Genomic DNA, 17,904 nt, shown 5'->3' with positions numbered 1-17,904 from the left:
CAGAGAATGCGGGTCATGACGACGACGGTGCGGTCGGTCCGAGCGCGCCCGGTCCTGGCCCCGCTCGACCCGCCGCTGCAGACCGCGAGCGGCGAGGTGCCGACAGCCCCGCTGGTGCTGATCGACGTCGAGAGCTCGGACGGCGTCGTCGGGCACGCCTACCTGTTCTGCTACACGCCGATGGTGCTGCCGGCGTTGGCGAGCCTGGTCTCGGAACTGGGCGCCGCCGTCGTCGGGAGCTCCGACGCGCCCCGCGCGGTCGAGGCCGAGCTGCGGGGACGGTTGCGGCTCCTGCGTCCGCAGGGCCTGGCGACGATGGCGATCTCCGGGATCGACATGGCGCTGTGGGACGTGCTCGCGCGGCGGGCCGGACTGCCGCTGGTGCGGCTGCTCGGTGGTTCGCCTCGGCCGGTGCGGGCGTACGGGAGCCTGCGGCGGATGGCTCCCGACGACGTCCGGGTGGAGGCAGGCGAGCTCGCCCGGCTGGGGTTCGGCGCCTACAAGGTGAAGGTCGGGTCGGCGGGGCTCGCCCGGGACCGCGAGGTCATCGCGGCGCTGCGCGAGGCCGTCGGTCCCGAGGCCGAGCTCGCCGTCGACTTCAACCAGACGCTGCCCGTCCCCGAGGCGATCCGGCGCATCCGGGCGCTCGCCGACGAGGGTCTGATGTGGGTCGAGGAACCGACCCGCGCCGACGACGCCGCCGGCCACGCCCGCATCCGCGCGGCCGTGTCGACCCCGATCCAGCTCGGCGAGAGCTGGTGGGGCGAGGACGAGATGACGGCGAGCCTGCGCGCCGACGCCGGTGACCACGCGATGTTCGACGTCGCCCGCATCGGCGGGGTGACCGGCTGGCTGCGGTCCGCCCCCGTCGCGCACGCCGCCGGCCGACCCGTGTCGAGCCACTTCTGGCCGGAGATCAGCGCCGCCCTGCTCGCGGTCACGCCGAGCGCGTTCCTGCTGGAGTACCTCGACGTCGCGGCCGGGGTGCTGCGCTCCCCCGCCCGCGTGGTCGACGGCGCGGTGGTGCTGCCCGACGAGCCGGGCAGCGGGGTCGACTGGGACGAGGACGCGGTCGACCGATACCGCGCCTGAGCGTCAGACCTTCTTCGCGTAGACGATCGTCTGCCCCAGGTAGTTGTGGGCGCTCCGATCGAGGGTGCCGCCGCAGGTGATCAGCCGAAGCTCGGGGCCGGTGGTGTCGGAGTAGACGTCGGCGGTCGGGAACTCGGCCTTCGGGGCGGTCTCGGTGCGGGTCACGGCGAACCTGACCGGGCCGTTCGGCGTCGTCACGTTGATCGTGTCGCCCGCCGCCAGGGTGTGGAAGCCCTCGCCGAACCCGGGGGTGCCGTTGGCGTTGATGTGCGCGAGGACCACGGCCGGTCCGGTCTGGCCCGGCATCGGGCCCTTGGTGTAGACCCCGGCCTGCATCGGGTCGGCCAGGGGCGGGACCTGGATCGACTTGTCGGCGTTGAGCCCCAACCCGATGAGCTGCGAGGACTCGTTCAGCTTCGGGATGGTGACGGTGTAGCCGGGGACGACACCGGCCGTGCTCTGCTGACTCGCGGCCAGGGGCTGCTGCCCGTCATCGGAACCGCCCGAACACGCGGCGGTGACGAGCGCGAGGAGCGCCGCCACGAGGACGAGGACTGCGGTGCGGGGACGCGACATCAGGCACCCCCGGTCTGGGCCGAGCCCTCGGGCACCTCGGTGACCTGGTCACCGGAGGTCTTCGCCGTCGACCCGTCGTCGCCGGTGGTGGTGGCTTCGGCGTTCTGGTCGTCGCCGTCGTCGGCCAGGCTCTCGCACGCGACGCCGTTGTGGTTCTCGTCGAGCCGGTCGGCGTTGTTCGTCGACGACCCGCCGATCGACTCGAAGTACTGCTGCGCCTGCTGCTGCGTGGCGAAGTCGGCGCAGTCCCGGTCGCCTGCGGGGCGGCCGGCGCGCTGCGGAGCGGGCGCATCGTTGTCGGGGACCACACGCCGATTCGCCGGGACGCTGTTGGGCGCCACGGGAGCGGCCGGCTCGTCCGACGAGGTGGTCGGGGTCGGCGTGGGCGAGGACGACGTGGTCGTGGTCGGCGCCTCGGCCGGCGTTGTCGGACAGGTCGTCGGCGGCGTCACCCCGGCAGCACTCGGAACACAGGACTGGGACGGCAGAGCCGACGGACTCGCCGCGGCCATCGGTCCCAGGGCGAGCAGAGCGCCCGCGGCGCTGGCGACGACCAACAGGCCGACGCGTGACGGACGGATCACGTGTTCCCCCCTCGGGACGCCGAGAGATCCTCTCTCGGGTGACGGGGAGGGTGTCACTCGTCGTCACGAACCGGTCACGCGGGTCCGTCACAACCGACCGACCACCCCGTTTCTCGGCCAGGGGGTCGGTGCGGCGGCTTAGTCCGAGCTGATCCAGATCCGCACGATCGAGCCGGTCTCGACGGACGTGCCCGGCTCCGGGTCCTGCCGGCCCACCTGGGCACGGCCGGCCGCGGTGTGGAAGGCGTTCTCGGGGACCGCGAGGAGGCCCGCGTCGAGCGCCCGGTCGTGCGCCTCCTGCACGGGGACGCCCGTCAGCTCGGGAACCTGGGCGGCGGGGCGGGGCGGTGTGGTGACGGTGTCGTCGGACATGGGCGATCTCCCGGTGGCGTCGGGGTGCGTGGAATCGGTGGACATCAGGCGGCCGGGTGGGTCGAGCGTTCGCGGCGCAGCGCGGCGCGGCGTTCGTCCTCGCCCTCCCCGCCCCAGATGCCGTAGGGCTCCTGCACGGCGTGGGCCCAGCTGCGGCAGGCATCGAGGACCGGGCACGTCCTGCAGACGGCCCGGGCATCGGCCACACGTCGACTGCGGGACGGGTCGCGTTCGCCGTCCGGGTGGAAGAACATCTCCTGGTTCAGATCGCGGCATGCGGCGTGCCGTTGCCAGTCCCAGTGGGACACGAGCGCCGCGGGCAGGCGTGAGACATCAGCCACGACGAGTACCTCCTACAGGACGTCGTAGAACACGAGATTACCCCGCGGTAGAGCCGCCAACCGTCACACCGCGACACGATTCGCCCGCCCTACGGTGGAGCCGTGCCGAAGGCGTTCACGAGCTGGTCGTGCGGGAAGGACGGGGCATTCGCGCTGCACGAGGTGCGTCCGTACCTCGAGGTCAGCGGCCTGCTCACGACGGTCACCGGCGACGTGGTGGCGATGAGCCGGGTCCCCGTCGCATGCCTCCACGCCCAAGCGGCTGCCCTCGGGCTGCCCCTCCGAACCGTGGATCTGCCGTGGCCGTGTCCGAACGACGTCTACGAGGCGCGCAACGGCGCCGCGTCGGCCGCCCTGCGCGCGGAGGGCGTCGACGAGCTGGTGTTCGGCGACCTGTTCCTCGCCGACGTCCGCGCCTACCGCGAACGGTCCCTCGCCGGCACCGGCCTCCGCCCCCGCTTCCCACTCTGGGACCGTCCGACCGACCACCTCGCCCGCCGCATGCTCGACGCCGGACTCCGTGCGGTGATCGTGTGCGTCGACCCCAGCCAGGCGCCGCCCGAGATCGTCGGGCGTGTCTGGGACGAGGACCTCCTGCGCGACCTCCCGCCCGGCGTCGACCCGTGCGGAGAGAACGGCGAGTTCCACACCTTCGTCACCGACGGGCCGGAGTTCGCGCACCCGGTGGACGTGGCCCCCGGCCAGCCTTATCAGCGCGACGGCTTCCACTACGTCCCCCTGCGACTCCGGGGGCCGAGCACGGGCTGACCACCGCCTCCGCCGTTGAACCGCGGATTCCAGGGCTAGCGCCCCCGGCCGTCACACCACACGAGTTGGAGCGCCTGCAACGGCTGGTCGGGGAACAGCGCGACGGCCGTGCCGAGGTGCGCATCGGGACGGGACACCTTGACCACCTCGATCCGCATGCGGTCGGACACCCGGAACCGCTGGCCGGGGTCCCAGCGCTCCTCGTGGCACAGGACGCCGTGCGCCGTGTCGTTCAGCAGGACGCCCGCGCGCTCCGGCCGCAAGCCCGTCACCACGAACTCCGGAAGCCCGTGCCGCGCGAGACCGACGGTGTAGGCCCACTGCGCCCGGACCTTCTCACCCTCGACGAACTGGATCGCCCAGCCGTACCGCTCGACCAGGTCCATCATCTTCCGGAGCTCCGCACCCCTGGTCGACCCGTCGCACATCCCGCACATCGCATCCCCCATCGTTCGAACTCATGTTCGGAGGGTGCACCAGGGGTCCGACAGTCTCAGGCGCGCGAGGAGCTGCGCAGCCGGACCAGCCCGACGAGGGCGAACACCGCACCGGCCAGCGCGTACCCGGCCAGCGGCGTCAGCACGGGAGCCGGCCCGGCGGCCATGACGACGAAGCCGATCCCGACCACGCAGGACAGCCCACCGCTCGCGACCAGCGGCCACTGGCCGCGGCGGACCCGCCGTCGGGACAGCGCCACGACGAACTGCCCCAGGCCCGCGACCACGGCCCAGACTCCCCACACCCGCAGCACGCTCGGCACGTCCTGGGTGGCCGCCACCACGAGGGCCACGGCGGCGAGCGCACTGAGCGCCGCGTTGGCCACCAGCCCGATGCGCGCCGTCGCCCCGGAGCGCCGCGCGTCCAGCCCGACGAGGACCAGGTCGGCCACGGGGTAGAGCGCCAGCAGGATCGCCGCACCCCACCCGACGCCGGGCGCGACGAGCCAGACCACGAGGGCCCAGGCCACCGCGACCAGGGCGCGGGCGAGCAGGAGCGGGACCTGCTCCCGGCCGGCCGACGCCGGAGGGGCAACCGTGGCGGAGGTGGTGGTCGACATCGTGACTCCCTCGGTAGAACGACCATTCTTTCTGCCGCCGACCCTGCACCACTCCGGCGGCGAACACAAGACCGATCGTTCTTTCTGTTAGCGTGCGGTCGTGCCGCCGACCGACCCGATCCGCTCCGAGGCCCGGGAGCGCCTGCTGGCGACCGCCGGACGGCTCTTCTACGGCGAGGGCATCCGCGCGGTCGGCGTGGACCGGCTCGTGTCCGAGGCGCGGGTGACCCGCGCGACCTTCTACCGGCACTTCCCGTCGAAGGACGACCTCGTGCTCGCGTACCTGCGCGGGGCCGACGCGCAGGTTCGGGAGCGGGTGCGGGCGGCCGTCGAGAACGCACCGGCGCCCGCGGACGCCCTGCGGGGCATCGCCACGTCCATCGGGGAGGACCTCGCCCGCCCGGAGTTCCGCGGCTGCGCCTTCCTCCGCGCGGCGGCCGAGTTCCCCGACCCCGACGACCCGGTCCACCGCGAGGTGGGCGCGCACCGCTCATGGTTCGTCGGAGCCCTCCGCGACCTCTTCGTCGAGGTCTACCGGGACGACGACGAGGGGCCGCGACCCGAGCGCGCCGCACGGCACTTCCTGATGCTGCGCGACGGCGCCATGAGCGCGGCGTCCATCGACGACGCCGGCGACATCGGCGAGACCTTCCGACGCGGCGTCGAGGGCCTGATCACCGTGGTCCACGTCCCGGGGAGCCGCCCGCACCTGCCGGTCTGATCGACGATGTGGCGAACCTGCCACTGGACGCCAGCAACGACGCTTTCCTGCCACGGAGGAGGGTCAGAGCAGGCGCGCCACCGCCGCGAGGTCGTCGGGCAACCCCTGCACGGCGATCTCGTCGACGACCGTCCCGTCCCACCGGTCGAGCTCCCGCCGCACCCGCGACACCGGGCCGATCAGCGACACCTGCTCGACCAGCTCGGTCGGGATCGCCGCCGCCGCCTCGTCCTTGCGCCGGTCGAGGTAGAGCTCCTGCACCCGCTGCGCGACGGCGCCGTAGCCCATGCGCACGAACACGTCGTGGTGGAAGTTCGCGCCGCGCGCGCCCATGCCGCCCATGTAGAGCGCGAGGTCGGGGCGGAGCCGGTCGGCGGCGCGCTCGACGTCGTCGTCGATCACCACGGGCACCGTCGCGACCACCTCGAAGCCCTCCGGTCGGCCACCCCGCTTGGCGAAGCCCTCGTCGAGAGACGACCGGTACACGTCGTCGAACGCCGGCGCGAGGAACATCGCGAGCCAGCCGTCGGCGATCTCGGCGGAGAGCGCGACGTTGCGCGGGCCCTCCGCGCCGAGCATCACCGGCAGCGCGGCGCGGTAGGGGTGCAGCGAGGAGCGCAGCGGTTTGCCCAGCTCCGAGCCCGGCGACGGCAGGGGGAAGAACTCGCCGTCGTTCCGCACGGGTGCCTCGCGGGCCAGCACCTGCCGGAGCACCGACACGTACTCCCGGGTCCGGGCCAGCGGGCGCGCGTACGGGACGCCGTGCCAGCCCTCCGACACCTGCGGCCCGGACGCCCCGACCCCCAGCACGACCCGACCGCCCGACAGGTGGTCGAGCGTCGTCGCGGCCATCGCCGTCGCCGCCGGGGTGCGCGCGGGGACCTGCGCGACGGCGGTCCCGAGCCGGACCCGCGAGGTCAGCGCCGCCGCGAACGCGAGCGGGGTGAACACGTCCGACCCGTACGCCTCGGCGAACCACACCGAGGCGAACCCGAACTCGTCGATCTCCCGCAGCCGCGCGGCGAGGTCGGCCGGCGGCGCCCCCGCGAAGTGCCCGACGTTGACGCCGATCCGCACCTCAGACCGTCGCGGCGAACAGGTCGGCGTACCGCGCGCGCAGCTTGTACTTCAGGATCTTCCCGCCGACGGTCTCGGGCAGCTCGTCGGTGAACACGACCGCCTTCGGGGTCTCGTAGCCGCCCAACCGGTCGCGGCAGTGCGCGATCAGGTCCTCCGCCGCCACCTCGGACCGCGCGACGACGACGGCCGTCACGGCCTCACCCCACCGCTCGTGCGGGAGCCCGATCACCGCGACCCGCTCGACCGCCGGGTGGGCGTAGAGGGCCGCCTCGACCCGGAGGCTGGAGACGTTCTCGCCGCCGGTCTTGACGATGTCCTTGATGCGGTCGACGACGACGCGCAGCCCGTCGTCGTCGAACGCGGCGCTGTCGCCGGAGTGGAACCAGCCGGTGCGGAAGGCCTCGCGGGTGGCCTCCTCGTTGCGGTAGTAGCCGGCCGTGACGGTCGGCGTCCGGTAGACGACCTCCCCGGGGACGCCCGGGCGGTCGCGCAGCGAGACCCCGTCGTCGTCGAACACGTCGGAGGCGAGCAGCGGGCTCGGCAGTCCGACGTAGTTCACGACGGGAGCCGTGGCCGCGTAGGTCTCCGACCAGCGGCGGGGCCAGAAGCGGTAGCAGGCGATCGCCTCGGTCTGGCCGAAGATCCCGAGCACGACGGGGTCGCCGGCCTGCTGCATCAGCCGGTCGTAGACCTCCGGCGGCAGCGCACCCCAGCCGTAGACCAGGACGTCGAGGCACGACACCTCGAGCCCCTCGAACTCCTTGGTCAGCGCCGTGACGAACTGCGGCGAACCCGCCCACAGCGCGGTGATCCGCTCCTCGGCGACGGCAGCCGCCACGTCGGCCGGGATCGGGCGGCGTCCCAGGACGAGCGTGCCGCCGGACACGAACGCCGCGAGCGCGAAGATGAGCTCGCCGACGTGGTAGATCATCGGCAGGAAGGTGCCGACGCGGACCTCGTTCTCCAGGCCGGTGCCGCGCGTGAGCGAGAGCGCGAAGTTCAGGGCCGCGAGGTGACTCGCGGAGTGGGAGATCATCACGCCCTTGGGCATGGCGGTGGTCCCGGAGGTGAAGAGCATCTCCCAGATGTCGTCGCCGTGGATCTCGACGTCGGGCTCGGCGTCGCTCGCGGCGTCGACGAACGCGGTGAAGTCCTGGCTGCCCTCGACCGCGCCGCCGCCGATCGGGATCGTGACGCCGGGCGCGAGGCCCGCCGCCTCGAAGGCGCGGGCCGCGCGCGGGAAGGTCTCGGCGTCGACGATCGCGAACCCGGGCTCGGCGTGGGCGATGAGGTGCTCGACGACGTCGGGGGCGAGGTTCGGGTTCAGCGGCATCGCCACCAGGCCGGCCTTCGCGATGCCGATCTTCGCCAGGTAGGCCTCGACCGAGTTCTCGCAGAACAGCAGCACCCGCGCGCCGGGCTCGAGCCCCCGGTCGATCAGGGCGTTGGCCACCCGGTTGGCGGCCCGGTCGGCTTCGCGGTAGGTCACGGCGGCGAAGCGCTCGTCGGCGTAGGCGCCGGGGCGGCCGACGATCGCGACCTGGTCGGGATAGCTCCAGGTGAGACGCTCGAAGACGTCGCCGACCGACGTGCGCTCCCACCGGTGGACGGCGCGCCGACCCCGCAGCGTCGTGACGTCGAACGTGATGGCGTCCAGGTCCACACGGGCCTCCCTGCCGCTGCGGTGTGACGTGCAGCATTCCCAGCAGGCCCGGGTGAACGCAAGCCCCGAGTTATCGACGATTCACAAAGCCGCCGTCATCGGCCCTCGATCACGGGCCGGGAACCGGCCGGGTCCACGCGCGGCGCCGCAGAACCGGTGACACCGGCACCGGTCCTGCCGCGTGGTCCGCCAGGGGCGATCGCGGCTCGACAGGTGCACGGGTTCCAGGGAGCGGTCTGCGCCGCTCCGGTCACCCCTCGTCGCGCACGGACGCCGGCACACGCTCCCCCGACGCGGAGCCCAACACGCTGCGCGCCATCCCGACCAGCATCTCGGCGAGCCGGTCCGCCGGGAGCCCGCTGTGGTGGAACAGCACGGCCTGCGTCGTGCCCAGCGCCCCGTGCACCACGACGCGCAGCTCGGCGTCGGACAGCTCGCGCCGCAGCGGCGCCAGCACGATGACCCACTCCTCGACGTAGTGCCGCTGCGCGCGGCGCAGCCGTCGGAGGTCCTCCTCGGGCAGGTGGTGCGCCTCGCGGTAGTAGACCTGCAGCAGCCGACGGTCCTCGATGGCGAACCGGACGTGGTTCACGACGAGCCGTTCGAGGGCGTCCCGGTCGTCCGCCGCCTCGGCGACCGCGGCCGCCGCGCTGGACTGCATTTCGCCCATCAGCTGCTCGAGCAGCGCGGAGAGCAGGGCCGACTTCGAGCCGAAGTGCCGGTAGATGCCCGACCCGACGATGCCCGCGGCCGCGCCGATGTCGGCCATCCCGACCGCGTGGTAGCCGTGCCTCGCCACCAGCTCCGCCGCGGCGGCGAGGATGCGGTCCTTCCGGGCGGGGTCCCGACGGCGGGGCCGACGGGACTGGGCGCGGCTCACGTCCGCCACCTCGGCCAGCGCGACGGGCACGTCCGGTTCCGCCATGTCCGCCTCCCCGGGGGCTCCGACCGTGGCCGGACTCGTCGCCGCAGGCACCTTCCGGCCCGCCGTCCGGGACGCTACGGTACGCCGCGAGTGAACGGCCAGTCACAACGCTGCCGTGGAGCGGAGGAGTCGGCGTGGACTTCGTGGAGACCGACGAGCACCGCGACCTGCGGGCCGCCGTCGCATCGGTGTCGGCACCGTACGGGGGCGACTACTACGTCGACCACGCCCGGCGCGGCGCCGAGTGCACCGAGCTGTGGCACGCGCTCGGCGACGCCGGCTACGTCGGCGTCTCCGTGCCCGAGGCGTACGGCGGCGGGGGCGGCGGGCTGGTCGAGCTCGCGCTCGTCTGCGAGGAGACCGCGGCGGCCGGGGCACCGATGCTGCTTCTCCTGGTCACGCACGCGATCTCGGCGGCGGTGATCGCCGAGTACGGCACCGAAGAGCAGCGCAAGGAGTGGCTGCCGGGCCTCGCGTCGGGCCGGGACAAGGTGGTCTTCGCGATCACCGAGCCGGGCGCCGGCTCCAACACCCACCAGCTCGCGACGAACGCCCGCCGCGAGGGCGACGAGTGGGTCATCCGCGGCGAGAAGTACTACATCTCCGGGGTCGACGAGGCCGAGGCGCTGCTGCTCGTCGCGCGCACCGGCACCGACGCGAGAGGGAAGGCGCAGCTCTCGCTGTTCCTCGTCCCCACCGACGCCGACGGCCTGCAGAAGGTGCCGCTGCCGGTGGACGTGCTGCTGCCGGAGAAGCAGTTCACGCTGCGCTTCGACGACGTCCGGGTGCCCGCGTCCGCGCTGGTCGGCGACGAGAACCAGGGGTTCAGGCAGGTCTTCCACGGCCTCAACCCCGAGCGGATCACCGGCGCCGCGCTGTGCGTCGGCATCGCCCGCTACGCCCTGGCGAAGGCGACCCGCTACGCGAACGACCGGGAGGTGTGGGGGCGCCCGATCGGCACCCACCAGGGCGTGTCGCATCCGCTCGCCAAGGCCAAGATCGAGACCGAGCTCGCCGCGCTCATGACGCAGAAGGCCGCCTGGCTGCACGACCGGGGCCTCCCGGCCGGCGAGGCATCGAACATGGCGAAGTACGCCGCCGCCGAGGCCGCGCTCGCCGCGTGCGACGCCGCGATGCAGACCCACGGCGGCAACGGGGTCTCGCAGGAGTTCGGCCTCCTCCCCTACTGGGGCCTCGCCCGCCTGCTGCGGATCGCGCCGGTCAACCGCGAGATGGTGCTGAACTTCGTCGCGCAGACGACCCTGGGTCTCCCGAGGTCGTACTGATGGACCGGCAGCGGGACCTCGGACAGAACCTCATCCAGCGGGTCAACGTCGGCGACGCCCTGACCCGCAGCGCCTTCGCCCGGCCGGAGCAGCTCGCCGTCGTCGACGGCCCCCGGCGCTTCACCTACGCCCAGTTCGACGCCTGGGTGAACCGGCTCGCCCACGGCCTCCTCGCCCGCGGTTACGCCGTCGGCGACGCTCTCGCGCTCGCCGCCGGCAACAGCGCCGAGTTCCTCGCCGTCTACTACGCCTGCGCGAAGACGGGTGTCGTGTGCGTGCCGATCAACCTCGGCTGGCGCCCCGACGAGGTCGCCTACGTCCTCGGGCACTCACAGGCCCGCGGCGTCGTCGTCGAGAGCCAGCTGCTGGAGCCGATCACGGCCGCCGTCGGGAAGGTCCCTTCGGTGGCCGAGGTGCTCGTCGCGCCCGGTACCGGGACAGCCGACGGGCAGACGCTGGCCGACCTCGAGTCGACCGACGACTCCCCCGTCGAGGTGCTGATCGACGACCGGGCGGCGCTCAGCTACCTCTACACCTCGGGCACGACGTCGTTCCCCAAGGGCGTGGTGGGCAAGCACCTGGGCATCCACCTCGAGTCGATGTCCGCCGCCCTCGATTCCGGCTGGACGGCCGCCGACCGGTTCGTCGCGATGATGCCGATGTTCCACACCGCGCAGCTCAACGCGTTCTGCACGCCCGCGATCGTGGTCGGCGCGACGATCCACGTGCACCGCGGCTTCGACCCGGAACGCTTCCTCACGACGATCGAGACCGAGGGCATCACCCAGGTCTTCGGGCTGCCGATGATGTACCGCGCGGCCCTGGACCACCCCTCGTTCGCCGACCGCGACCTGAGCTCGCTGAAGCGTGCCGTCTACGCCATGGCGCCCATGCCCGAGGCCCAGATCAAGGCCTGCCTCGACGGGTTCCGGTGCGACTTCGCGCTGCTCTTCGGGCAGACCGAGATGTCGCCCATCACCACGCTCTTCCGCCCCGAGCACCAGCTCAGCCACGTCGGCGCGGTCGGCACCCCGCTGACCGGGGTGCAGGTGGGAATCATGGGTCCCGACGGCGGGTTGCTGCCGCGCGGCGAGCAGGGCGAGATCGTCTACCGCGGGCCGTCGACGATGCAGGGCTACCTGCACGACGAGGCCGCGACGGCGACCGCGTTCGCCCACGGCTGGTTCCACTCCGGCGACGTCGGGCGCCTCGGCGAGGACGGCGTGCTGTGGTTCGCCGACCGCACGAAGGACGTCATCAAGACCGGCGGCGAGAACGTCGCGTCGCTCGAGGTGGAGCGGGCGGTCTACGACGCCGAGCCCGACGTCGCCGAGGTGGTGGTGGTCGGGCTGCCGCACGCACGGTGGAGCGAGGCGATCACCGCCGTCGTGGTGCCGAAGCCGGGCGCGACGATCGACGCGGAGAGGCTCACGGCCGCCCTGAAGGAGCGCCTCGACGGCTACAAGGTGCCGAAGGCCGTGATCGTCGAGTCCGAACTGCCCCGGACCTCGACCGGGAAGATCCAGAAGAACGTCGTCCGGGACACCCACGCGATGCACTACGGAGGGCGCTGAGGTGGCGGTCCTGACCAGCCTGCTCGACCCGTCGTCGGAAACTTTCGCCTCGAACCGCAAGCAGCAGCTCGAGGTGATCGCGCAGCTCGACGAGCAGCTCGAGCTCGCCGTCGCGGGCGGGGGCGAGCGCTACACGCAGCGCCACCGCGACCGCGGGAAGCTGCCGGTGCGCGAACGGCTCACCCTGCTGCTCGACCCGGACTCGCCGTTCCTGGAGCTCTCGCCGCTCGCGGCGTGGGGCACGGAGTTCACGGTCGGCGCGTCGGTCCTCACCGGGATCGGCGTCGTGTCCGGCGTCGAGTGCGTGATCATCGGACACGACCCGACGGTCCGCGGCGGCGCGATGAACCCGTACTCGCTGCGCAAGACGCTGCGGGCGCTCGAGATCGCGCGGCTCAACCGGCTCCCGGTGATCAACCTCGTCGAGTCGGGCGGGGCGGACCTGCCGACGCAGGCCGACCTGTTCGTGCCGGCCGGGCGCATCTTCCACGAGCTCACCGAGCTGTCGTCGATGGCGATCCCGACGGTCGCGCTGGTGTTCGGCAACTCGACGGCCGGTGGTGCGTACGTGCCCGGCATGTGCGACTACGCGGTGCTGGTCGACCGGGCCGCGAAGGTGTTCCTCGGTGGCCCGCCGTTGGTGAAGATGGCGACCGGCGAGACCGCGGACGACGAGTCGCTCGGCGGGGCCGAGATGCACTCCCGCGTCTCGGGGCTCTCCGACTACTTCGCCACCGACGAGCGCGACGCGATCCGGCTCGGCCGGGAGATCGTGTCGCGGTTCCACTGGCGCAAGCTGGGGCCTCCTCCTGCTGAGAACGCGGCGCCCCCGCGCTACGACCCCGAGGAGATCCTCGGCCTCCTGCCACCCGACCCGAAGGTGCCGTTCGACCCGCGCGAGGTGCTCGCACGCACCGTCGACGGCTCGGAGTTCGACGAGTACAAGCCGCTCTACGGCACCTCGCTCGTGACCGGGTGGGCGAGCGTCCACGGCTATCCGGTCGGGGTCCTCGCGAACCACCGCGGCGTGCTGTTCTCGGAGGAGGCGAAGAAGGCCAGCGAGTTCATCCTGCTGGCCAACCAGACCGACACGCCGCTGATCTTCCTGCAGAACACGACCGGCTACATGGTCGGCACCGACTACGAGCAGGGCGGGATCATCAAGGACGGCGCCAAGATGATCAACGCGGTGACCAACAGCGCGGTGCCGCACCTGACGATCAACATGGCGTCGTCGTTCGGGGCCGGCAACTACGGCATGTCAGGCCGGGCGTACGACCCGCGGCTGATGTTCGCCTGGCCCGGCGCGAAGCTCGCCGTCATGGGCGCCGCGCAGCTCGCGGGCGTCATGTCGATCGTCGGGCGGGCCTCGGCGCAGTCGCAGGGCAAGCCGTTCGACGAGGAGGCCGACGCCGCCCGCACCCGGGCGATCGAGGCCCAGATCGAGGCCGAGTCCCACAGCTTCTTCATCTCCGGGAAGCTCTACGACGACGGCATCGTCGACCCCCGGGACACCCGCACCGTGCTCGGCCTGTCGCTCTCGGCCGTCCACTCCAACCCCGTCGCCGGCCGTCGTGGCTACGGCACGTTCCGGATGTGAGGAGGTGGCTTCGCCAGGTGAGCACTTTTCCGTGCTCAGGCACGGATTAGTGCTCTCCTGCGCGGAGCGCACATCATGATCACCAAGCTGCTGGTGGCCAACCGCGGCGAGATCGCCGCCCGCGTCATGCGCACCGCGCAGGCGCTCGGGATCGACACCGTCGCCGTGTACTCCGACCCCGACGCCGACGCCCCGTTCGTCGCCCTCGCCGACGAGGCGGTCCGGCTGCCGGGTGCGTCACCGACCGACACCTACCTGCGGGCCGACCTCGTCATCGCCGCCGCCCGGGCCACCGGCGCCGACGCGGTGCACCCCGGCTACGGCTTCCTCTCCGAGAACGCCGGGTTCGCCCGCGACTGCGCCGCAGCCGGCCTGACGTTCGTCGGGCCGACGCCGGACGCCATCGCCTCCATGGGCTCCAAGCTCGAGGCGAAGGCGATGATGGACGCGGCGGGGGTGCCGGTGCTCCCGGGCGCGTTCCTCCCCGAGGGCGCGGACCTGCCGACCGACCTCGACTTCCCGGTGCTGGTCAAGGCCGCCTTCGGCGGTGGTGGCCGCGGGATGCGGATCGTCCGACGGCAGTCCGATCTGGCCGACGCCGTCGAGGGCGCGCGCCGGGAGGCGGCGTCCGCGTTCGGCGACGGGACGGTGTTCCTCGAGCGCTACGTGGAGGACCCGCGCCACGTCGAGGTGCAGATCGTCGGCGACTCGCACGGCGAGGTCGTGCACCTCTTCGAGCGCGAGTGCTCCATCCAGCGGCGCTACCAGAAGATCGTGGAGGAGAGCCCCTCCCCCGCCGTCGACGCGACGCTGCGCGCCGAGCTGGGTGCCGCGGCCGTCGCCGCCGGCAAGGCCATCGGCTACACCGGCGCGGGCACCGTCGAGTTCGTCCTCGACCGCGACGGCAGCTTCTTCTTCCTCGAGGTCAACACCCGCCTGCAGGTCGAGCACCCGGTGACGGAGCTGGTCACGGGCCTGGACCTCGTCGCGCTGCAGCTGCGGGTCGCCGAGGGGCACCCACTCCCGCCCGAGGTCACGGGCGCCCGGATCGACGGGCACGCCATCGAGGTCCGCCTCTACGCCGAGGACGTCCCCGCGGGCTACCTGCCCGCGACCGGGACGTTGCACCGCTTCGCGATCCCGGCCCTGCCGGGCGTGCGGGTCGATGCCGGGGTGACCGACGGCTCCGTCGTCAGCCCGCACTACGACCCCATGCTCGCCAAGGTCATCGCCCACGGCCCGACGCGCACCGAGGCCGCCCGCACGCTGGCCCGCGCGCTCGCGCAGGCCGGCATCCACGGCGTCACCACCAACCGCGACCTGCTCGTCGGCATCCTGCGCGACGACGAGTTCCTCGCCGGCGGCACCGACACCGGCTACCTCCCGCGCCACCCCGAGCTCCTGACGCCGGGTGCGCCCGCCGGCGAGCAGGTGCGGGCCGTCGCCGCGGCACTCGCGGCGCAGGCGCAGCACCGCGCGGAGGCGCGGGTGCTGCCCGACCTGCCGTCGGGATGGCGCAACGTCGGCGGCCCGCCGCAGACGGTCGGCTATCGGTCCGACGACCGGACCCTCGAGGTCGCCTACTCCTTCCGCCGGTCCGGCCTGGACGTCGCGGTCGACGGTGAGCCGCTGGACGTCGCGCTGGTGTCGGCGTCCCCGGCCGAGGTGGTGCTGACCCTGGACGGGGTGCGCCGGACCTACCGGATCCACCGCGCTGCGGGGCGGACGTTCGTGGACGGCCCGGACGGGTCGAGCGCGTTCGACGACGTGCCCCGCTTCGCCGACCCGAACGCCGTCGCCCACGCCGGGTCCCTGCTCGCGCCGATGCCCGGCACCGTGGTGCGGGTGCTGGCGGCAAGCGGTGACACCGTGGCGGCGGGAGCCGCCCTCGTCGTCCTGGAGGCCATGAAGATGGAGCACACGGTCGCGGCGCCGGTCGACGGCGTCGTCACGGAACTGCACGTCAGCGCGGGCGACCAGGTCGAGACGCGCCAGGTGCTGGCTGTGGTGGAGGAGCCGTCATGAACCTCGCGACGCTGCTGCGGCGGGCCGCGGCCGACCACGCCGAGCAGGTGGCGCTACGCCTGGACGCCACCGAGATCCCGTATGCGGAGTTCGCCGACCAGGTCGCCCGGTTCGCCGGCTACCTCCGCGCGACCGGCGTGAACGAGGGCGACCGCGTCGCCGTGCTCGCGCCGAACTGCCTGGAGTACCTCGTCGCGATCGTCGGGGCCTGGCAGGCAGGCGCGGTCGGCGTCCCGCTGAACTACATGTTCCCCGACGCGCCGCTGCGCCACGCGCTCCTCGACTCCGGCGCACGGCTCGTCGTCCTGCCCGCGCAGGACGTCGAGCGCGTCGAGCGAGTGCTCGGCGCGGAGACCCCCGTCTTCCTGACGACGGGTGCGGAGGGCTCGTTCGCGACGGCGGTCGCCGGGGCGGAGCCGCTCGACGGCGTGGTCCCGCGCCTGGACGGCGACGACGCGCTGCTGATGTACACGTCGGGGTCGACCGGGGTGCCGAAGGGCGTCCGGCAGACCCACCGCAACATCGCGGCGCAGGTCGACGGCGCCATCGAGGTGTACGAGCTGACCGGTGAGGACCACGTCCTCAACTGCATGCCGATGTTCCACGTCGGCGGCCTGCAGCTCGCGAGCCTCCCGATGCTCGTGCGCGGCGGGCAGATCACGTTCATGCCGCGCTGGGACGTGGTGCGCTGGCTGGAGCTCGTCGAACAGCTGCGCCCGACCTACGGCGGGCTGATCTCCACGATGATGATCGACGTCGGGAACCGGACGGTGGAGAACCCCGTCGTCCTGGACTCCTTCCGGGTCTGCATGTTCGGCGGCTCGCGGACCCCGACGGCCGCCATCGAGCGCCTGGAGAAGGGCACCGGCATCCTCGGCACGGAGATCTACGGACAGACCGAGCAGAGCGGGCTGGTCGTGACCTACCGCGCCGGCGAGACCCGTCGTCCGGACTCCATGGGCCGTGCCCTGGACCAGATCGTGCGGACGCGGCTGGTGCCGGTCGACGGCTCGCCGGACCTGGAGCCGGGTGACGCCGGAGTCGGCGAGCTCTGGGTGCGGGGCGACGCGGTGACGCCGGGCTACTGGGGTGTGGACGACTCGGAGAAGTTCGTGGACGGCTGGTTCCGCACCGGCGACCTCATGTCCCGCGACGCCGACGGCTACCTGTACTACGTCGACCGGATCGACGACATGATCGTCTCCGGCGGGGAGAACGTGTTCCCGCAGATGGTCGAGGAACACCTCGCGGGCCACCCCGACCTCGCCGAGGTCGCCGTCATCGGCACCGCACACGAGCGGTGGGTGGAGCAGGTGACGGCCGTGGTGGTGACCCGCCGGGAGATCACCGTGGAGGAGCTGCACCGGTGGTGCGCCGAGCACCCCGACCTGCAGGGCATGCACCGGCCGCGGCGGATCGAGATCGTCGACGCGCTGCCCCGCACCGGCAGCGGCAAGCTCAACCGGCCCGACCTGCGGAGGATGTTCCCGTGACCGTGCGGTACGAGGTCGACGACGGCGTCGCCTGGCTGACGATCGACCGCCCGGAGGCGCGGAACGCGTTGTCCAAGGAGGTCCGGGACGGGCTCTGGGAGGGCACGCGCCGGTTCGTGGACGACTCCGATGCCGCCGTCCTCGTGCTGACCGGCGCCGGTGAGAAGGCGTTCTGCGCGGGCGGCGACCTCAAGGAGATGGCGGAGACCTCCCTGGAGATCCCGCCGCCCGACTTCCTGCCCCAGTTCGGACGCAACATCGACGTGCCGAAGCCGACGATCGCCGCGGTCAACGGCGTCGCCTACGCCGGCGGCTTCCTGCTCGCCCAGCAGTGCGACCTGGTCGTCGCCGCCGAGCACGCCCGGTTCGCCGTCAGCGAGGTGAAGGTGGGGCGCGGGTCGCCCTGGGCGGCGCCGCTGTCGTGGCTGGTCCCGCCGCGGGTGGCGCTGGAGATCCTGCTGACCGGCGACCCGGTCGATGCCGGGCGCGCCCGGGAGGTGGGGCTGGTGAACCACGTCGTCCCCTCAGCCGAGCTGCGGGACCGGGCCCAGCAGCTCGCCCGCAGGATCGCCGCGAACGCCCCGCTGTCGGTGCGCGCGGCGAAGGCGACGGCGTACCTGTCCCGGTCCGACGTCTACGAGCGGGCCGAGGAGATCTGGGCGCCGGTCTACCGGTCGGCGGACGCGCAGGAGGGACCGGCGGCGTTCCGCGACAAGCGCACGCCGGTCTGGACGGGGAGGTAGCACC

Annotated in this window: 18 protein-coding genes; 9 read left to right on the top strand and 9 right to left on the bottom strand. The window is 72.9% G+C overall.

The genetic code is table 11. The annotated features are described in order from the left end of the window. Positions 1 to 15: 15 nt before the first annotated feature. Positions 16 to 1,092, top strand: a complete 1,077-nt coding sequence (locus QSK00_RS04670) for an enolase C-terminal domain-like protein (protein ID WP_285588090.1) — start codon at positions 16 to 18, stop codon at positions 1,090 to 1,092. Between the two features lie 3 nt (positions 1,093 to 1,095). Here the strand turns inward: QSK00_RS04670 and QSK00_RS04665 are convergent, their stop codons facing one another. The 4 genes from QSK00_RS04665 to QSK00_RS04650 all read right to left on the bottom strand — a co-directional run bounded on the left by QSK00_RS04665 (position 1,096) and on the right by QSK00_RS04650 (position 2,965). Then, positions 1,096 to 1,668, bottom strand: a complete 573-nt coding sequence (locus QSK00_RS04665; protein WP_285588088.1) for a sortase domain-containing protein — start codon at positions 1,666 to 1,668, stop codon at positions 1,096 to 1,098. Further along, positions 1,668 to 1,976 carry an excalibur calcium-binding domain-containing protein gene (locus QSK00_RS04660; RefSeq protein ID WP_285588086.1) on the bottom strand — a complete coding sequence of 103 codons (309 nt, stop codon included), beginning with the start codon at positions 1,974 to 1,976 and terminating at the stop codon, positions 1,668 to 1,670. Before QSK00_RS04660 ends, QSK00_RS04665 begins: the two co-directional genes overlap by 1 nt. Positions 1,977 to 2,390: 414 nt before the next feature. Then, entirely contained in the window at positions 2,391 to 2,624 is a 234-nt protein-coding gene (locus QSK00_RS04655; protein ID WP_285588084.1) for a PASTA domain-containing protein, read from the bottom strand. A 44-nt stretch (positions 2,625 to 2,668) separates the two neighbouring features. Then, positions 2,669 to 2,965: a WhiB family transcriptional regulator gene (locus QSK00_RS04650; RefSeq protein ID WP_285588082.1), complete on the bottom strand. Its 297-nt coding sequence runs from the start codon at positions 2,963 to 2,965 to the stop codon at positions 2,669 to 2,671. Between the two features lie 102 nt (positions 2,966 to 3,067). Here QSK00_RS04650 and QSK00_RS04645 point away from each other — a divergent pair, with 102 nt between their 5' ends. Then, positions 3,068 to 3,733, top strand: coding sequence for a Dph6-related ATP pyrophosphatase (locus QSK00_RS04645; RefSeq protein ID WP_285588079.1), 666 nt, complete (start codon positions 3,068 to 3,070; stop codon positions 3,731 to 3,733). A 35-nt stretch (positions 3,734 to 3,768) separates the two neighbouring features. Here QSK00_RS04645 and QSK00_RS04640 read toward each other — a convergent pair whose 3' ends face one another. After that, positions 3,769 to 4,122, bottom strand: a complete 354-nt coding sequence (locus QSK00_RS04640) for a DUF4262 domain-containing protein (RefSeq protein ID WP_285588078.1) — start codon at positions 4,120 to 4,122, stop codon at positions 3,769 to 3,771. Between the two features lie 104 nt (positions 4,123 to 4,226). Beyond that, positions 4,227 to 4,790 (bottom strand): hypothetical protein, encoded by a 564-nt coding sequence (locus QSK00_RS04635; protein WP_285588077.1) that lies wholly within the window; start codon positions 4,788 to 4,790, stop codon positions 4,227 to 4,229. Between the two features lie 100 nt (positions 4,791 to 4,890). Here QSK00_RS04635 and QSK00_RS04630 point away from each other — a divergent pair, with 100 nt between their 5' ends. After that, positions 4,891 to 5,511, top strand: a complete 621-nt coding sequence (locus QSK00_RS04630; RefSeq protein WP_285588076.1) for a TetR/AcrR family transcriptional regulator — start codon at positions 4,891 to 4,893, stop codon at positions 5,509 to 5,511. A 63-nt stretch (positions 5,512 to 5,574) separates the two neighbouring features. Here the strand turns inward: QSK00_RS04630 and QSK00_RS04625 are convergent, their stop codons facing one another. The 3 genes from QSK00_RS04625 to QSK00_RS04615 all read right to left on the bottom strand — a co-directional run bounded on the left by QSK00_RS04625 (position 5,575) and on the right by QSK00_RS04615 (position 9,179). Then, positions 5,575 to 6,588, bottom strand: coding sequence for an LLM class F420-dependent oxidoreductase (locus QSK00_RS04625; RefSeq protein WP_285588074.1), 1,014 nt, complete (start codon positions 6,586 to 6,588; stop codon positions 5,575 to 5,577). 1 nt (position 6,589) lies between these two features. Beyond that, positions 6,590 to 8,254 (bottom strand): AMP-binding protein, encoded by a 1,665-nt coding sequence (locus QSK00_RS04620; RefSeq protein WP_285588072.1) that lies wholly within the window; start codon positions 8,252 to 8,254, stop codon positions 6,590 to 6,592. A 250-nt stretch (positions 8,255 to 8,504) separates the two neighbouring features. Then, positions 8,505 to 9,179, bottom strand: coding sequence for a TetR/AcrR family transcriptional regulator (locus QSK00_RS04615; protein WP_285588070.1), 675 nt, complete (start codon positions 9,177 to 9,179; stop codon positions 8,505 to 8,507). A 134-nt stretch (positions 9,180 to 9,313) separates the two neighbouring features. Between QSK00_RS04615 and QSK00_RS04610 the strand changes: the two genes are divergently transcribed. The 6 genes from QSK00_RS04610 to QSK00_RS04585 all read left to right on the top strand — a co-directional run bounded on the left by QSK00_RS04610 (position 9,314) and on the right by QSK00_RS04585 (position 17,900). Beyond that, the gene (locus tag QSK00_RS04610) at positions 9,314 to 10,465 is read left to right on the top strand and encodes an acyl-CoA dehydrogenase family protein (protein ID WP_285588068.1); all 1,152 of its coding nucleotides are present in this window, start codon (positions 9,314 to 9,316) and stop codon (positions 10,463 to 10,465) included. Continuing rightward, the gene (locus tag QSK00_RS04605; RefSeq protein WP_285588067.1) at positions 10,465 to 12,039 is read left to right on the top strand and encodes an AMP-binding protein; all 1,575 of its coding nucleotides are present in this window, start codon (positions 10,465 to 10,467) and stop codon (positions 12,037 to 12,039) included. The genes QSK00_RS04610 and QSK00_RS04605 overlap by 1 nt, the downstream gene beginning before the upstream one ends. Position 12,040: 1 nt before the next feature. Beyond that, positions 12,041 to 13,639 (top strand): acyl-CoA carboxylase subunit beta, encoded by a 1,599-nt coding sequence (locus QSK00_RS04600; RefSeq protein WP_285588065.1) that lies wholly within the window; start codon positions 12,041 to 12,043, stop codon positions 13,637 to 13,639. 75 nt (positions 13,640 to 13,714) lie between these two features. After that, complete coding sequence (locus QSK00_RS04595) at positions 13,715 to 15,664, top strand: acetyl/propionyl/methylcrotonyl-CoA carboxylase subunit alpha (RefSeq protein ID WP_285588064.1); 1,950 nt, start codon at positions 13,715 to 13,717, stop codon at positions 15,662 to 15,664. Next, positions 15,661 to 17,157, top strand: coding sequence for a class I adenylate-forming enzyme family protein (locus QSK00_RS04590; protein WP_285588062.1), 1,497 nt, complete (start codon positions 15,661 to 15,663; stop codon positions 17,155 to 17,157). Before QSK00_RS04595 ends, QSK00_RS04590 begins: the two co-directional genes overlap by 4 nt. Then, positions 17,154 to 17,900: an enoyl-CoA hydratase/isomerase family protein gene (locus QSK00_RS04585; RefSeq protein ID WP_285588060.1), complete on the top strand. Its 747-nt coding sequence runs from the start codon at positions 17,154 to 17,156 to the stop codon at positions 17,898 to 17,900. Before QSK00_RS04590 ends, QSK00_RS04585 begins: the two co-directional genes overlap by 4 nt. Positions 17,901 to 17,904: the final 4 nt, after the last annotated feature.

Source organism: Actinomycetospora sp. NBRC 106378 (assembly GCF_030269685.1).
GTDB lineage: Bacteria > Actinomycetota > Actinomycetes > Mycobacteriales > Pseudonocardiaceae > Actinomycetospora.
Note: the sequence above shows the minus strand (reverse complement) of the source record. Positions and strands in the feature narration are given on the sequence as shown.